The sequence below is a fragment of the Enterovibrio coralii genome, from assembly GCF_001559595.1.
Classification (GTDB): Bacteria; Pseudomonadota; Gammaproteobacteria; order Enterobacterales; family Vibrionaceae; genus Enterovibrio; species Enterovibrio coralii.
In genome coordinates, this window is record NZ_LNTY01000006.1 from 1 (window position 1) to 14,374 (window position 14,374).

Consider the following 14,374-nt stretch of genomic DNA (forward strand, 5'->3'; position numbering starts at 1 on the left):
TATTGCAAAGAGATTTATATGTCTTCTCAGAATGAAGTAGAGTTAATTAAAATCTATAAAGCTGCGCAAGAAAAGTATATCTACTTTTTGATGGCAGCAGCTGGCTCAGGAATTGGTTTTGCTATTGTTCAAACTAAAGTGGAGAAATTAGCAGTCCACCATTCGTTATGGGGAATGTCAGTTGTTTTGTGGGCACTCAGTTTTCTGTGTGGCTTACAGTTTGTAGAGCACTTAAATAGTAGTACCTTTCAAAATGCAAATTATCTTGGTTTCAAACGAGAGCTCGCAAAGTGTGCTGATGAGAAGAAGGAAACCCTAGAAAATGAAGGGAACGAAGCGTATCAAAATCGTATGGAAAGTCATCAGAAATCCATGAGTTTCTACGGAAAGTGGCAAATGTATCTTTTGCTTTCTGGAGCTTTAACTTACATCGTATGGCATGTTTTCCGTATGTATGCGGCAACAACATAACAATAAATTTAATCAGATTCGCAATGCTTGGTACTTTGGTTTGAATCAGCTGAAGTGTTTACTGCACAATGGTTTAGGTAGGTAGTAGCGTTGCTCACTACTTAATTTGGCGTTATAACAAAGAGGGATAAATGGAAATATCAGCAGAAGTAAAGAGAAGCAGGACCAGTTTTTTGAGAAATTGGCCTAAAACAGAGCAGTTTTCTTGTGAAATAGATTTTGCACGACGTTATGAAAATATGAATGGCACGCCAGTTTTTTATCCTGTTCTGTTTAAGGATAGTGTAGATAATCAGGTGCATACAGTAATCTCATATGTTATTGAAGCTTTAGATTGCCTTCCCTATAAACCTGATAATGCATTCGACTGGTTTTGGAAAGCATTTGAGTATTGTTTAAGTGCAAATAATAACAATAGCATAACTGTCAACCTTCAAAATACAGTTTTTGATTTGCTCTCTACTCCAGATCCAAGAATTACTGATGGTGCACAGTCTCTCATTAAATTAGCAAAAGAAATACCTTTCCAATCATGTGAGTATTTATTCAAAAAGATAGCTACTGACGGTGATTTCACACCAGAAGTAACAGGTAAAATAGGAAAGAGAACTCTTTATAAAAATGGAAATGCTCCTGTTATCCTCCCTGAATTGCAAAAGTTGTTTAATCACCTTAAAAGTAACTTTTCTACGAATGATCATTTGCAGGTTAGAGATGCCGCTTCATTATTACGAAAAGCAATATGGCAGAGAGAAATTGACTTGGACTGTGAAAAAATAAAATTATCGGATCAAGATATTCATGCTCTACTCGTATGTGCATTGACTTATACATTTAGAAATGATCGAACTCATGCAGAGTTGTTTGCTCCATTCAGGAGTAGTACTGCAACTTTAACAACATATGCTCATTGTTGGTTTATGACATTACTAGCACATTGCTTGCTATTAACAATAGTCGAATATTCAGTGCCTGATTCTGAAGTTGATTTTTTAATAAAAGATAATACAGATTTAAATATAGAGGCTTTCAGAAAGTTATTTGGCGATTATCGAAATAAATAAGTTTATTATAACAAAGCAACCAAGGTGGTGCTTTATACTCGACGATTTTGGTTCGGAGTCCATTGTGATCTTATAGTATTGGTGGGTCACACATTATTATAGGCGTTATACGTCTCGGGGGTAAATGTGCACAAATATTTGGTTTCTAATATTGCGGATCGACGCCATGCGAAGATATATGGTGTGGGTGCTTTCTTTGACTTGGAAAAATCTCAGCATGGCTGGGACGAATATAGCCAAATTCAAGTTGGTGATAGTGTTTATGTAATAAACAAAAATAGAAACGTAGCAGTAGAATACAAAGTGACAGAAATTAAAGATAACCTGTTGCTAGAGGCTGACCCAGTTTGGGGGCATAAGGTTATTGCAATGCAAGGTGGTAACACACGTGTATTGTTTGGAAAGCCATTAAACCGTATCGACCAAGAATACTCTTCATTTATTAAAAAGAACAAAGTAAGTAACAGCAAAATAAGCAACGAAACCGGGTTAATGCTACAAGGTTTTAACTGCGCAGCCTTTGAGTAAACGTATAACACATATGAGCCCTTCTCCGGTCAATAGTCAATAGCATTCTTTTGGCTGCGTCAGCTGCAATCCTCTTGAACAACAAAGCAGTGTTCCGCCAATTTAGCCATTAAGGCGTTGCTAACGACAAACATAGGCCTCTTAGCGCGGTCTGCCAATCTTGTGAAGAGGCCATTCAAGATTATTTGAAGCGATCTAGCTGGAACTGTTCAAAGGGGTCGTTAAGCTGTGCTATGTGATAGCCGTCCACCCATGAACTCCTATCAAGCTAAAGCCTTTTAGTGAACGTCACCTTGTGGTCATTATCATCGTAATAGTGCTCAATGGTTCCTTGCTTTGAGTAGCCTATCGCTTCGTAAAATGACCTTGCGGTTTGGAAGTCCTCGGTACTGGACGTCTCTACAATCAGCAGTCTTTTACCTTGTGCAGATAACGTGTCTTCCATCAAATGCATCAATGCTTTTCCGATCCCCTTTCTGTGGTGTTCTGGATCGACGAGGAGCATGAGCACGTTCCATGTTTCGTTGGTCATTTCCATTGGGACACAATAGGCGATGCCTGCCATTTGTTCGTTTTGAAACGCACCAAACCAAATAGCCTCGCCCGAACTATTCTCAAACGTGTCTGAAATAAATGAAACCTCTTCCTTTTCAAACATCTGTGTTTTGGCTACTAGGGCAAGCATTTCTGCTTTATCTGCGGGATTTAATAGTCTTAACATAAGTACTTCTTGTGTGTTTGTTTTACCCGAGTATACGTGTTGTGATAGCGAAGACGTAAGAAAGCGTTAGGTACTCTGTTGGTTGCCTGCCGAAACGTTGTGTGTCGCTTAAAAAAATATATCGCCTAGCAATAAGGAAGCCTATGAAAGTCCACTACCTAGAAATCGTCACGGCTGATGTAGAGTCGGTCTGCAATGCCTACGAAGCGGCAAACAAGGTGAGCTTTAGTGAACCTGATGCCATGCTGGGCGGTGCAAGAACCTGTGAGTTGGCCGATGGCAGCCTTGTTGGTGTGCGCGCACCGATGCGTGAAACCGAGATGCCCGTGGTTCGCCCGTATTGGCTGGTGGATGATGTTCAAGAAGCTGTTGAAGCAGTAAAAGCGCAAGGCGGCGAAATTGCTGTACCGCCGATGGAAATCCCAGGGAAAGGGATGTTCGCAATATACATTCTGGGTGGCGTTGACCACGGACTGTGGCAGCTTTAGGCCGTTAGCTTTCTCTGAACCACCACCTCGATAACCGTGGCGAGGTGGTTTACTCTCTGATTTAATTCGAAAATGGCATCAAATTCATGATTTTTTATTTCCTGCCCTAAATAACTGATTATCCTTGCCATTTACAACGTGGCTATATAAACCGCTGCGTTATGATAAATCAATCTATAACAATTCTGGTTTGCATTGCTTTGAGTTGTTAGCATTTCTCAAATAAAAGTACAGTGACCTCTAACGAGTTGTCGCTGTGATTAAAACGCGGTTTCCGCATAAATACACTGCTTTGCGACGCTGCTAACGTCTCAATAAAGTGCACTGTATCTTTTGATGGAAACGTAAATAGATTGTTCCTTGCTGGGAAGAGAGAAATGTTTACGCTAATTGTCATCGTTACCGCGATGCTGCCATTTAAGGCACTGTCGGAAATCCCTGATCACTTTCAGCGAGCGTCGTTGGTCGCGGCGGTCAGTGAGTTTTGCTATGAAGAGGGGTTCTACCATAGCAAACACAAAATCACCGATATGCTTTATGGGTATGGAAAAATCGGCGAGAGGAAAAGTAAATCCGTCTATGAATATGTGGTGCCGCATAATGCCAATTACGCGGAATACAAAACGAACAGGGAGCTAACCCAGCGTTTTTGCAGAAATGCCGCCAGCGTGGCGGGGTATTACTCTTACACAAACACCAAAGGCCAATATCGGGACAACGTAAACAGTATTGAAAAGGCCGATACGTGCAAAATAGCGAGAGCAAAGAAAAAGCCATATTGATGATGTAGTACGGGGCAGATTTCATCAGTAACGACTTGTGTTTCAGTGAATTAGAGTCGCCATATTGGCCTATGACATTTTTTTCACAACGGGTTAGTTAGAGTGCTTTTTATGTTATGCAACATCTTTGCGATAACGACTCACTCGCTGAAAAATATTAGGGTCTATATGAATTCGAAATGCTCAACATTGTTTAAATTGGCTGGCATCGTGTTGGGAGGTGCGCTCCTGACAGGGTGTTTGCGCGCACCTGATGAGCCTTTGTACCAAACATCGGATAGCTTGCCTGCGTATGAACAAGCCACTTTTGAAGAGTATGTTCAGGAGACCAAGCAGTGGCTGGAAGAAAACCGCGTCTTTTTGACCAACAACGAACAAACGGAAATAGACGCTAACACCCCGTTCGAGCTTAAACCCAAAGATGGCACTACACCCCGCAAAGGTGTGCTTCTTGTTCATGGATTGGGCGACTCCCCGTTTTACTTTCGAGATATAGCCGCCGCGCTCGCAGAGCAGGGTTTCCTCGTTCGCACCATTTTGTTACCGGGTCATGGTTCGCGCCCTGGTGATTTGATCTTGCCGGCTTTTGATGACTGGAATGCGGTTGTTGAACACCATGCTGAGTTGCTCGCTGAGCAAGTGGACGATGTTTGGCTGGGCGGTTTTTCCACGGGCGGAAATTTGGTAACGGCATACGCCGCCAAACATGAAAACATCGAGGGTTTATTGCTGTTTTCTCCCGCATTCGCACCCAAAGACACCTTGCATGTGATGGCGCCTGTCGCAAACTACTTTGTTGATTGGTTGGATATCGACCCACACGAGAATAACTACACCCGCTATGCGACCCTAGCGACGAATGGTGCGGCGTTATATTCGGAGTCCGTGGAGCAGGTGAGCGATTTGCTGTCAGCCAAGCCTTATGACAAACCAGTAATGATTGCGATCAGCGAGAGTGACAGTGTGTTGAACGCGAACGAGACGGCAGAGCTTTTTAAAACGACGTTCACGAACCCACAAAGCCAGCTTGTCTGGTATGGCAACAGCACGGTGAAGGGAGACTCTCGTATCGTTTCACTGTCTTCGTCTTTGCCTGAAAAACGGATCAGCACCTTCTCACACATGAGCGTGTTGTTTTCACCAGCTAATCCGTACTACGGCGAAAAAGGGACACAGCTTGTCTGCGACAACGGCCAAAGTGTCGAGGCGGAAGCGCAATGCCCAACGTCTAACGCGCTTTGGTATTCCAGCTATGACTATTTAGTAGACGGAAAAATCCACGCGCGTTTAACGTGGAACCCGTATTTTGAAGAGTTGGAAAAGACAATCGAGGATGTGACAACGTCGAGCACGCCTTCATCCTAAGTATCAATCGCTGCTGGCGGATTACTGCGCCAGCAGAGACTGAGCGTGGCGTTTAAAGTGACTCGCACATTGCCAACCTCACCCGCCCCGTGAAATAATCCTCCCCTAAGTAAACAAGTCAAAGAACGTTTCATTTATGAATAACGAACTCGATATCATCGACAGCTTGAAGAGCTGGAAGCCTTCCTTATCAGCATCGAAAACGGCGGTTTGGGTCTAAAAGACGTGGCTGGCGTTGCGCTGGCTCGTAACAACTCGGATGGTCGTCCGTTTGTTGCAGTGTTGGATGACCAACATCAGCTGATTCTTGCGCGTTGGGTAACGCCTGAAATCGCAGAATCAGGCAAAGACATGATTCAGCATGGCCCTAAAAAGCACTGAACGCTGTCTACATTGGAATGATGAAAAGCATGCTTGTTGAGAGCATGCTTTTTTTAGGTCTTTAGATAAATAAGGAAGCGGGCGCGCTTTCATTGCGTGACTGTGGGAGAAGGGAAAGTATGAACCTGTCACATGTTGGCGAGTTGGTCTTGAGCGAACAGCAAATTCAAGATGGTGTGAAGATTGTTGCGGAGAAGCTGAACGCTCAGTTCAAAGATGCAGTGATCATTACTGTGGTTCCTGGTGGCATTTTATTCACCGCAGATCTTGTGCGAAAACTCAATTTTGATTTGAAGATGGACTACATCTCTTGTCCGCATACGCCGGGTGATAGCAATAACCAATCGGCGATTGTGTTTCACCAAAACATGCCGCTTGCAGGAAAGGATGTCATCATGATCGATGATGCGATTGAGTCAGGTGGCACAATGAAACGTTTGGTCTCGCATATCCTTGAGAACTATGACGTGAACTCTCTATCTATCGCAACGTTGTTTGTTAAACCGGGGCGCGTGGATATTCCTGTACCTCAGTATTTCGCTTACGAGATGGAAAATGATGACTTGCTCGTGGGTTATGGATTGCCTTGGCAAGACAAGCTAAGAAACGTTCCGTACGTATCTAAATTGGTGAAATAACGCCTCACACATTTGCTTCCTCATTCCCTCTCGTTGCATGTAAAGTCTGGTTGCTAAGGGAGGTTTTAATCCGCTAATTCCCGCGTTTGTGCTGATACAAATTCCGATATTCTCTGGGCGTGAGCTGTTTGTATTGTTTGAACTGGCGATTGAAGTTCGACAGGTTACGGTATCCCACATTTTCCGCGATTAAGGCGATCGGCTTGGTCGTCATTTGCAGTTCGCTGCATGCATGGCCTAAGCGAAGCTTTTTTAAATATGAGGAAAAGCTTTCGCCAAAATGGTCGGTAAAAAGGCGTTGAATACTGCTTCCGCTGGCATGAAAGAGGCGACCAAGATCGGCGAGGGTGATGGCTCTGCCATGTGATTCGCCAAGTAGTCACACATTTTTTCTATTTTCGCGCGCTCGGCATCATCAACCTTGGTTTGTCCTGATGAAGTTGGCAGCACTGTTTTGCTTTGGCTGTCTTGTCGAAGTACCGCGAGCACTTGCAAAAACACGGCTAATTGTTCGATAGGGCTGGTTTGGGTGCAGTCTTTTAAGAGCTGAAAAACGTGTTCGGCGGTCTCTTCTGAAAATTCAATGCAGAGCTTGGCGCGCTCCAGCAGTGGGTTGAGATCTTTTAACTCCTCGCAACTTGCCATCAGTTGCTTTATCCACGACTCCCGAAACCACACAACGTGGGTTTCACACGCTTGGCCTTCGATATCTTGCGACGTTACCGCGTGAGGAAGGTTAGGGCCGATCAGCATCATATGGTTATGGCGTACCGGAGATTCATGATGAGCGACGGCTGCCGTGCCGACAAAGTGTCGGTGCAAAGCAAGCTCATACTCTTCATGGCAATGCCAAAGCGTGGGCTTTTGTGTTTGCTCTATCTTTCGGTATCGCCATGAAAAGCCTTTGCGTCTCGGCGGCTTTTCCAATGCAGTTTTCTTCTGTCTCACGTCACTTTCTCGACCCTACTGTTACGTTTCAATTTTATCAGTCTTTTGGTGAGGAAAAACGAAGTTGCGGCAAAAGTACCAGTACCTGCCATCATCGTATCAATGTGCTTCAATCTGCTCGCTATAGTGTTGTTGTTCCCATACGACGAGGCGAAAGTGATGTTGAATTTTATCTGCGAACTTATTGAAAGTAATAGAGAATCTTGGGTTGTTGAACTCACTAAATTCTATGGGCGAGATTACGGTTATGGCTGGAGAAGTTGCGGATTTCAAAGCGAAAACGCTTTGAAGTGCGCGTTGAAGGAACAGGAAAAACAAGAATCACAAAGCCGCGCTCACCGTATCCGTTTTAGCAACAGCTAATTCCCCAGTTTTAGAGCTGGCCTGTGTTCCCCCTATTGCCGGGCTGGCTCGCCATTTTGACGATGAAAAAAAATGGCTCCTTATTAGGAGCCATTTTCAGTTTGCAGCAAAACGAAGCGTATCTTTGAGGTGTTATTATTCTGCGAGGCCACCTTGGGTGAGTTTCGCGGGGTCGAGCAGACGTTCGAGCGTTGCTCTGTCCAGATCGGTGTTTTCTTCTGCCACATCAATGATTGCTCGTCCCTCTTTGTAGGCTTTCTTTGCAATCTCAGCGGCTTTCAAATACCCGATGACAGGATTCAGTGCCGTCACGAGAATAGGGTTCTTCGCAAGGGCTTGTTGAAGGTTGTCATCACGCACGCTAAAGGTCTTGATTGCTTTTTCCGACAGGGCAGTGGCACTGTTCGCCAGCAGTTCAATGCTCTCTAGAATGTTGTGCGCAATCACTGGCAGCATGACGTTAAGTTGGAAGTTACCCGATTGACCCGCAATTGTGATGGTGGTGTCGTTACCTATCACTTGTGCCGACGCATGGCGACTGCTTCCGGGATCACCGGGTTTACTTTACCGGGCATGATGGATGAACCAGGTTGCAAGCCTTGGAGCTCAATCTCGCCAAGACCTGCCAATGGGCCTGAGTTCATCCAGCGTAAGTCGTTGGCAATCTTCATCATGGCAACAGCAGCCGTTTTCAGTTGGCCTGAAAGCGCAACAATGGCGTCTTGGCTGCTGAGGTTAAAGAAGAAGTTATCGCTTGCGGAAAAGCCCGTTCGAGTCACTTGGGAGAGGTTGTCTGCAAACGCGGCGGCGAAACGCGGGTCTGCGTTAATTCCCGTCCCAACGGCAGTCCCGCCTTGCGCAAGAGGGCGCACGGCGGCCAAGCTGCGCTCAATTCCTTGTTTTGCGTGTTCAATTTGGAACTGCCATCCACCGAGTTCTTGGTCGAAGGTGACGGGCATTGCATCCATCAAGTGGGTGCGACCGGTTTTCACTTTCTCGCCGATTTCAGTGCGTTTTTCAGCCAGTGCCGAACTTAGGGCATTCAGTGCTGGGATGAGTTTGTTCTCAATGGTTAAAACAGCACTGATTTGAATTGCCGTCGGCACAACATCGTTACTACTTTGCCCCATGTTGACGTGATCATTTGGGCTAACATCGCCACCAAGGCGTTTACTTGCCAATGTCGCGATGACTTCATTGGCGTTCATGTTAGAGCTGGTGCCAGAGCCGGTTTGGAACACGTCGATAGGGAATTGGTCATAATGCTCACCATCAATGATGGTTTGCGCCGCATCTGATATGGCTTCAGCAATGTCGCCTTCTAAATGTCCCAGTTGTGCATTGGTCAGGGCTGCGGTTTGTTTGATGTAAGCGAGTGCCTGAATAAACGCGACGGGCATGGTGTGCTTGCTGAAGTGAAAATTGTCGACAGCACGCTGTGTTTGCGCTTGATAAAGTGCATCAGCAGGAACCTTGACCTCGCCCATGCTGTCTTTTTCGATGCGATATTCTTGCGTCATACAGAGTCCCTTTAAATTAGTCGAGTGGTGCTTGTAAGCGTTGTAGTTCTTGTTGTAGCTGCAAAAACCTGACGTCGCCATTTGGCCAGTTCTTGTAATAGCGTTTTAGACCAATAAGTGGCGCGTGAATGGCGTCGAGGCACACGTGTCGGAAACTGTGGCTACGCGCGGGGTCTTGAATCGCTTCAAGCAAACTGAAATAGAGCTGCTTGAGAAAAAGCTCAGTTAACAGTGGGCTTTCGTTGTCTGCCCCAAAGTCATGAAAAGACGCGAGATTAAAACCAGCATGAAGATACTGCTGAACGATGTCAGGCTCGTAACCATACGGTGAGTGCTTTTCATTAAACCTGTCTTGTGCGTCGAAGTAGGTTTGGTAGAGATACTGTTTACTGTCCATGCGCTTTACTCGTTTTTACATGTTAATGATAATTATTATCATATAAAAATCAGAGTGCAACCCTTTATTCAGTCAGGGAATAGGACGGGGTGGTTTCGTTTGGGATGTGTATCGCTTGAAAATGAAAAAGGGGCCGAAGCCCCTTTTTGATACCCAACTCGTCTGGTTTATTTGGCCTGTGCCAACCAGTTATTAAAGTCTGACTGTGGCAGCGCACCGTTGATGTGCTGAGCCAGTTTGCCATCTTTAAACACCATAATGGTCGGAATGCTGCGGATACGGTATTTAGCCGCGAGTGCTTGTTGTTCTTCCGTATTCACTTTCACGAAAATAGCATCTTCGTGTTGTGCTGCTGTTGCTTCAAACACGGGTGCAAAGCCTTGGCAAGGACCACACCATGGTGCCCAAAAGTCGATAACGACTGGCTTGTCTGAAGCAAGTAGAGCATCCATGTTGTTTTCTGTCCCTTCAATCGGTTTACCCGACAGTACGGATGATTTACATGCGCCACACTTAGGTTGATCGTTGATGCGTTCAGCCGGAATGCGGTTGGCAGTATGACAATGCGGGCAACGTAAGGTTAACGTATTCATAAATAATCCTTTTTTCTTTCTTGTCTTGCTTTATTGGCTGTAGATTACGTCTTCTCTTCATTTTCCGCCAATTCAATCTTTCAATTGATTTGATAGGTCTTACCTATAGATTGTTTGCGCTCAGTTGAGACACGCACATTTCAAAGAAATCATAGGCTTGAGGCGAGATGTACCTGTCCTTTAAGCGAAAGATCCCGATTTGCCTTTCGACATAGGGTGACGTGAGCGGAATCCAACGCAAATGCGTCGAGCCATCAGGAAAGGCCAGCTTAGGTAAAGTGGTGATGCCAATGCCCAATTCCAATACAGAAAAAAGTGACGTGATGTTTTCTACGCTATATCGCGCATTGTCTGCCAGTACGTGAGCAGGTGTAGGCTCAAGCAAGGTGCAAGTACCGTTTCTGATGAAAGGGAAAGGTTCCAATTCTTGCCAGCTTACCTCTTTGGGTTTCTGCGCAAGCGGATGATCATGAAGGCAGACTAAGCCTAATGGGTCAGCGAGAAGTGGCGTAAATTCGATGCGTTCGTCCTGTATGTGAAGGCAATTTCCGAGCGCGAGATCCACTTCACCCGCGAGCAACCGTGTCTCCACGCCTGCTGCATTGTCATCAACCAACGCCACTTCAACATGAGGATGGGTATCGGTGTACGCGGCCAGCACGCCGGGTATCAGTTTTGCGGCAACAGAAGGCACACTGGCAATACGTACTTGCCCTAGTTGACCCGCAGCGGCTGCGGCTAGATCAGAGTTTAAATCCTCGTAGATTTAAGAAATTGATTGATTTTGGGCAGGCAGAACTCGCCAAACGGCGTGAGTTTTGCCTTGTGGCCGGAGTCAAAAAGGGTTTGCCCCAATATTTTTTCCAGCTCTTTTACGGATGTCGACAAGGCAGCTTGAGACCGGTTGGCTTTTGATGCAGCCGCGCGAAAGCCTCTCAATTCTGCGACCAGTGAAAAGTGTCTAAGCTGCTGAATTTTAATGTCCATATCACCTGACCTTGTCTCGTTCCTTCTCTGTTCTAAGTGATAAGTAAAATTGAACAATTGTCAAAAATTAACCGTTCGATTTATCAAATCTCCCAAGGCAAACTTTAACCATACTTTAACAATTGCATCAAGAGAGACGCGATCACGATGTCAGAACAACAAGAACATGGCATTCGAGCGGTTAAGACGGAACTGTTTGCTTCAAAAGCCCCGCTGGAATGGGCGGTTACCCATAACGGCACCTTGTATACGGCTCAAATTCCCATCGATGGTGACGGTAATTTGGTTGATGGCGGCATAGAAGCGCAGACCCGACAAACCCTCGACAATCTGATGCATACGTTAAGCGCAGCAGGCGTTTCAAATCGCGAGGTACTGCAGATCCTCATCTATGTGACGAATAGAAGCGATTTACCGACGGTAAATAGGGTGTACGGCGAATATTTCAACGCGCCGTATCCAAACAGAGCCGCCATGGTGATTGCTGGGCTTGCACGTGAAGGCATGTTGATTGAAATCGTTGTTTACGCCGCTGTGCCGCAACAAAGAATCTAAGAAAGGAGTGAACCATGCGTTTGAACACGGAAAAGAGCCTCTACATTGATGGTGAATGGCACGAAGGGATGTCGACGATTGCCAACATTAATCCATCAAATATCGCGGAATCGTTGGGTGATTTTGCACAAGCAAGTGGCGCGCAAGTGCGTGATGCGATTGCGTCTGCGAGACGGGCTCAACCTTCATGGGAAAAAACGCCCATGGAGCAAAAACAACGCATTCTTCAAACCATTGGTGATGAGCTCATTGCACGTTGTGACGACCTTGGTCGAATGCTTTCTTCAGAGGAAGGCAAGCCTTTTGCAGAAGGGCGTGGTGAGGTTTATCGCGCAGGGCAGTTCTTTCAATACTATGCCGCTGAAGTGCTTCGCCAAATGGGCGATTTGGCCGATTCGGTTCGTCCAAATGTCACGGTGGAAGTAACGCGTGAAGCGGTCGGTGTTGTCGCGATTATTTCGCCATGGAATTTCCCGACGGCCACGGCGTCTTGGAAAATCGCGCCAGCACTCGCTTTTGGCAATAGCGTGATTTGGAAACCTGCCAACCTAACGCCAGCGAGTGCCGTGGCTCTGACCGACATCATTCATCGAGCAGGCCTGCCTGCTGGGGTGTTTAACCTGCTGTTGGGTTCAGGGTCAGGCGTTGGCAACTCGCTCATCAATAGCTCTGACATCGACGCGGTGAGCTTTACTGGCTCCGTGGATGTAGGTCGCCAAGTCGCGGCTGCGACTGCGCCAAATTTCGTGCGTTGTCAGTTAGAGATGGGCAGCAAAAACGCCTTGGTCATTGCTGATGATGCCGATCTTTCGATTGCGGTTGAAGCCACTATCGCGGGTTCTTTCTCGGGCACCGGACAGAAGTGTACCGCGTCTTCAAGGCTGATTGTGCTGGATAGCATCCACGACGCTTATGTGGATGCGTTGGTCGCCAGAGTGTCTGAGCTCAAAGTCGGTCACGCGCTAGAGGAAGGCGTGTTTATGGGGCCTGTCGTTGACGAAAAACAACTGAGTTCAAACCTTGAGTGGGTGGAGCGTGCCAAATCTTTGGGCGGCGAGTTGGTTGTCGGCGGTGAGCGTCTTTCGATGGAGCACGAAGGCTTCTACATGGCACCGACGTTATTCATCAACACCGACAACGGCTGGGACGTGAACCAAGAAGAGCTGTTCGCACCTATGGCCTGTGTGCAGCGTGTCAGTTCGTTAGACGAAGCCATTGATACGGTGAACGACACCCGCTTTGGCCTGACCGCAGGGATTGTCACTTCCAGTCTTCGCAACAGCAGCGTGTTTAAGCAAAAGGCGCAAACCGGCTGTGTCATGGTCAACCTTCCTACTGCGGGTACCGATTATCACGTGCCTTTTGGTGGCAGAAAATCGTCAAGCTTTGGACCAAGAGAGCAAGGGCAGTATGCACGAGATTTCTACACCGTTGTGAAAACAGCCTACCAACGCGCCTATTGAGTGAAAAACTGCTGACCAGTTCAAGGAGAGAACGATGTATCAAGACGAAATCATCATTGATGGCTTGCAGTATTGCCACTGGGACCGCGCCTATTTTGAATCGTTAAAAGCGAGTGGCGTAACGGCCGTTCATGCGACCTTGGTGTACCACGAAAACGCACGCGAAACCCTGACGCGTTTTGCTGAATGGAACCGCCTGTTCGAGCTCAATCATGATCTGATTATGCCTGTTATGTCCATGGCCGATGTGCGAAATGCAAAGGCACTGGGGAAAGTGGGCGTGTTCTTTGGCGCGCAAAATTGCTCGCCCCTTGATGATGAAATCGGCCTTGTGGAAGTGATGCGTAAGCAAGGACTTCTGATCATGCAGCTTACCTATAACAACCAAAGCCTGCTCGCGACCGGTTGTTATGAGCAAGAGGATTCCGGCGTTACCCGCTTCGGTAAGCAAGTCATCGAAGAAATGAATCGCGTCGGGATGATCATCGACATGTCCCACAGTGCGGAGCGTTCAACGCTGGAAGCGATAGATCTGTCTTCGAGACCTATTTGCATCAGCCATGCGAACCCTTCACGCACCCACAATGCACTGAGAAATAAATCGGATGAAGTCATACGTGCGTTGACCGAGCGAGGCGGCTTGCTGGGCTTCAGTTTGTATCCGTTTCACTTACCTGATGGCAGTAAATGCACGTTAGAGGCGTTTTGCCAAATGGTAGCGGAAACTGCCAATGCGTATGGTGTTGAGCACCTCGCGATTGGCAGCGACCTATGCCTAAACCAGCCTCAAAGCGTTCTGGAGTGGATGCGAAACGGACGTTGGTCAAAGAGCAAAGACTATGGAGAAGGGTCAGCGTCTAACTCAGGATGGCCAGCGGCACTGCCTTGGTTCCCCGACGCGAGTGGACTGAAAAATATTTATAAGGGATTGCGCGATATCGGATTTAGCGAAACAGAAGCGGCAGGTGTTCTAGGCCGCAACTGGCTTCGCTTCTTAGAAGCTGGATTGGAACCAGCTTATACCCAAACAAGCTAAAAATAATATCGCAAGCGGGAAGCATACCCGTTCACAAGGAGCAGAGCTGAGTCGATTCTCAGCTCGAAATGACG

The 14,374-nt window shown here is 46.7% G+C and carries 15 protein-coding genes and 3 pseudogenes; 11 read left to right on the plus strand and 7 right to left on the minus strand.

The features are described 5' to 3' along the window. From ATN88_RS00800 to ATN88_RS00810, 3 genes are all read left to right on the plus strand, one after another. Nucleotides 1–471: hypothetical protein (locus ATN88_RS00800; protein WP_232312657.1), on the plus strand; the 471-nt coding region annotated here is incomplete at its 5' end. Nucleotides 472–602: 131 nt separating this feature from the next. Further along, nucleotides 603–1,535 (plus strand): hypothetical protein, encoded by a 933-nt coding sequence (locus ATN88_RS00805; RefSeq protein WP_067409981.1) that lies wholly within the window; start codon nt 603–605, stop codon nt 1,533–1,535. Nucleotides 1,536–1,661: 126 nt separating this feature from the next. After that, nucleotides 1,662–2,063, plus strand: a complete 402-nt coding sequence (locus ATN88_RS00810; RefSeq protein WP_067409984.1) for a hypothetical protein — start codon at nt 1,662–1,664, stop codon at nt 2,061–2,063. A gap of 268 nt (nt 2,064–2,331) precedes the next feature. Here the strand turns inward: ATN88_RS00810 and ATN88_RS00815 are convergent, their stop codons facing one another. Further along, nucleotides 2,332–2,784, minus strand: a complete 453-nt coding sequence (locus tag ATN88_RS00815; RefSeq protein WP_067409996.1) for a GNAT family N-acetyltransferase — start codon at nt 2,782–2,784, stop codon at nt 2,332–2,334. Between the two features lie 143 nt (nt 2,785–2,927). Here ATN88_RS00815 and ATN88_RS00820 point away from each other — a divergent pair, with 143 nt between their 5' ends. The 5 genes and pseudogenes from ATN88_RS00820 to ATN88_RS00840 all read left to right on the plus strand — a co-directional run bounded on the left by ATN88_RS00820 (nt 2,928) and on the right by ATN88_RS00840 (nt 6,438). Further along, a complete protein-coding gene (locus ATN88_RS00820; protein ID WP_067409999.1) occupies nt 2,928–3,272 on the plus strand; it encodes a VOC family protein in 345 nt (114 codons plus the stop codon). A 377-nt stretch (nt 3,273–3,649) separates the two neighbouring features. Further along, nucleotides 3,650–4,054, plus strand: a complete 405-nt coding sequence (locus ATN88_RS00825) for a hypothetical protein (RefSeq protein WP_157490631.1) — start codon at nt 3,650–3,652, stop codon at nt 4,052–4,054. Between the two features lie 168 nt (nt 4,055–4,222). Beyond that, the gene (locus tag ATN88_RS00830) at nt 4,223–5,419 is read left to right on the plus strand and encodes an alpha/beta hydrolase (RefSeq protein ID WP_067410003.1); all 1,197 of its coding nucleotides are present in this window, start codon (nt 4,223–4,225) and stop codon (nt 5,417–5,419) included. Nucleotides 5,420–5,555: 136 nt separating this feature from the next. Next, a pseudogene (locus ATN88_RS00835) lies at nt 5,556–5,800 on the plus strand (hypothetical protein). Between the two features lie 119 nt (nt 5,801–5,919). Then, the gene (locus ATN88_RS00840; protein WP_067410008.1) at nt 5,920–6,438 is read left to right on the plus strand and encodes a phosphoribosyltransferase; all 519 of its coding nucleotides are present in this window, start codon (nt 5,920–5,922) and stop codon (nt 6,436–6,438) included. Nucleotides 6,439–6,511: 73 nt separating this feature from the next. On the opposite strand, the gene ATN88_RS26400 is transcribed toward ATN88_RS00840, so the two are convergent. The 6 genes and pseudogenes from ATN88_RS26400 to ATN88_RS00870 form a co-directional block, all read right to left on the minus strand. After that, nucleotides 6,512–6,790 (minus strand): helix-turn-helix transcriptional regulator, encoded by a 279-nt coding sequence (locus ATN88_RS26400; RefSeq protein WP_332308852.1) that lies wholly within the window; start codon nt 6,788–6,790, stop codon nt 6,512–6,514. Then, the gene (locus tag ATN88_RS26405; protein ID WP_232312658.1) at nt 6,691–7,386 is read right to left on the minus strand and encodes an AraC family ligand binding domain-containing protein; all 696 of its coding nucleotides are present in this window, start codon (nt 7,384–7,386) and stop codon (nt 6,691–6,693) included. Before ATN88_RS26405 ends, ATN88_RS26400 begins: the two co-directional genes overlap by 100 nt. Nucleotides 7,387–7,884: 498 nt before the next feature. After that, nucleotides 7,885–9,269 (minus strand): annotated as a pseudogene (locus tag ATN88_RS00855) (class II fumarate hydratase). A 16-nt stretch (nt 9,270–9,285) separates the two neighbouring features. Then, nucleotides 9,286–9,666: a hypothetical protein gene (locus ATN88_RS00860; protein ID WP_067410010.1), complete on the minus strand. Its 381-nt coding sequence runs from the start codon at nt 9,664–9,666 to the stop codon at nt 9,286–9,288. A gap of 167 nt (nt 9,667–9,833) precedes the next feature. Continuing rightward, entirely contained in the window at nt 9,834–10,259 is a 426-nt protein-coding gene (gene trxC / locus ATN88_RS00865; RefSeq protein WP_067410012.1) for a thioredoxin TrxC, read from the minus strand. 103 nt (nt 10,260–10,362) lie between these two features. Then, a pseudogene (locus tag ATN88_RS00870) lies at nt 10,363–11,246 on the minus strand (LysR family transcriptional regulator). A gap of 147 nt (nt 11,247–11,393) precedes the next feature. On the opposite strand from ATN88_RS00870, the gene ATN88_RS00875 reads away from it, so the two are divergent. Genes ATN88_RS00875 through ATN88_RS00885 form a run of 3 tightly spaced genes read left to right on the plus strand, consistent with a single transcriptional unit; the run spans nt 11,394 to nt 14,300 of the window. Next, nucleotides 11,394–11,801, plus strand: a complete 408-nt coding sequence (locus ATN88_RS00875) for a RidA family protein (RefSeq protein WP_067410014.1) — start codon at nt 11,394–11,396, stop codon at nt 11,799–11,801. Nucleotides 11,802–11,815: 14 nt separating this feature from the next. Then, nucleotides 11,816–13,264, plus strand: coding sequence for an aldehyde dehydrogenase family protein (locus ATN88_RS00880; protein ID WP_067410016.1), 1,449 nt, complete (start codon nt 11,816–11,818; stop codon nt 13,262–13,264). Between the two features lie 34 nt (nt 13,265–13,298). Further along, nucleotides 13,299–14,300, plus strand: a complete 1,002-nt coding sequence (locus ATN88_RS00885; protein ID WP_067410019.1) for a membrane dipeptidase — start codon at nt 13,299–13,301, stop codon at nt 14,298–14,300. Nucleotides 14,301–14,374 lie beyond the last annotated feature (74 nt).

Coding starts and splice junctions, on each gene's coding strand:
- ATN88_RS00880 (WP_067410016.1), top strand. CDS start 11,816: ATGCGTTTGAACACGGAAAAGAGCCTCTACATTGATGGTGAATGGCAC.
- ATN88_RS00860 (WP_067410010.1), bottom strand. CDS start 9,666: ATGGACAGTAAACAGTATCTCTACCAAACCTACTTCGACGCACAAGAC.
- ATN88_RS00805 (WP_067409981.1), top strand. CDS start 603: ATGGAAATATCAGCAGAAGTAAAGAGAAGCAGGACCAGTTTTTTGAGA.
- ATN88_RS00830 (WP_067410003.1), top strand. CDS start 4,223: ATGAATTCGAAATGCTCAACATTGTTTAAATTGGCTGGCATCGTGTTG.
- ATN88_RS00825 (WP_157490631.1), top strand. CDS start 3,650: ATGTTTACGCTAATTGTCATCGTTACCGCGATGCTGCCATTTAAGGCA.
- ATN88_RS00840 (WP_067410008.1), top strand. CDS start 5,920: ATGAACCTGTCACATGTTGGCGAGTTGGTCTTGAGCGAACAGCAAATT.
- ATN88_RS00885 (WP_067410019.1), top strand. CDS start 13,299: ATGTATCAAGACGAAATCATCATTGATGGCTTGCAGTATTGCCACTGG.
- trxC (WP_067410012.1), bottom strand. CDS start 10,259: ATGAATACGTTAACCTTACGTTGCCCGCATTGTCATACTGCCAACCGC.
- ATN88_RS00820 (WP_067409999.1), top strand. CDS start 2,928: ATGAAAGTCCACTACCTAGAAATCGTCACGGCTGATGTAGAGTCGGTC.
- ATN88_RS00815 (WP_067409996.1), bottom strand. CDS start 2,784: ATGTTAAGACTATTAAATCCCGCAGATAAAGCAGAAATGCTTGCCCTA.
- ATN88_RS00875 (WP_067410014.1), top strand. CDS start 11,394: ATGTCAGAACAACAAGAACATGGCATTCGAGCGGTTAAGACGGAACTG.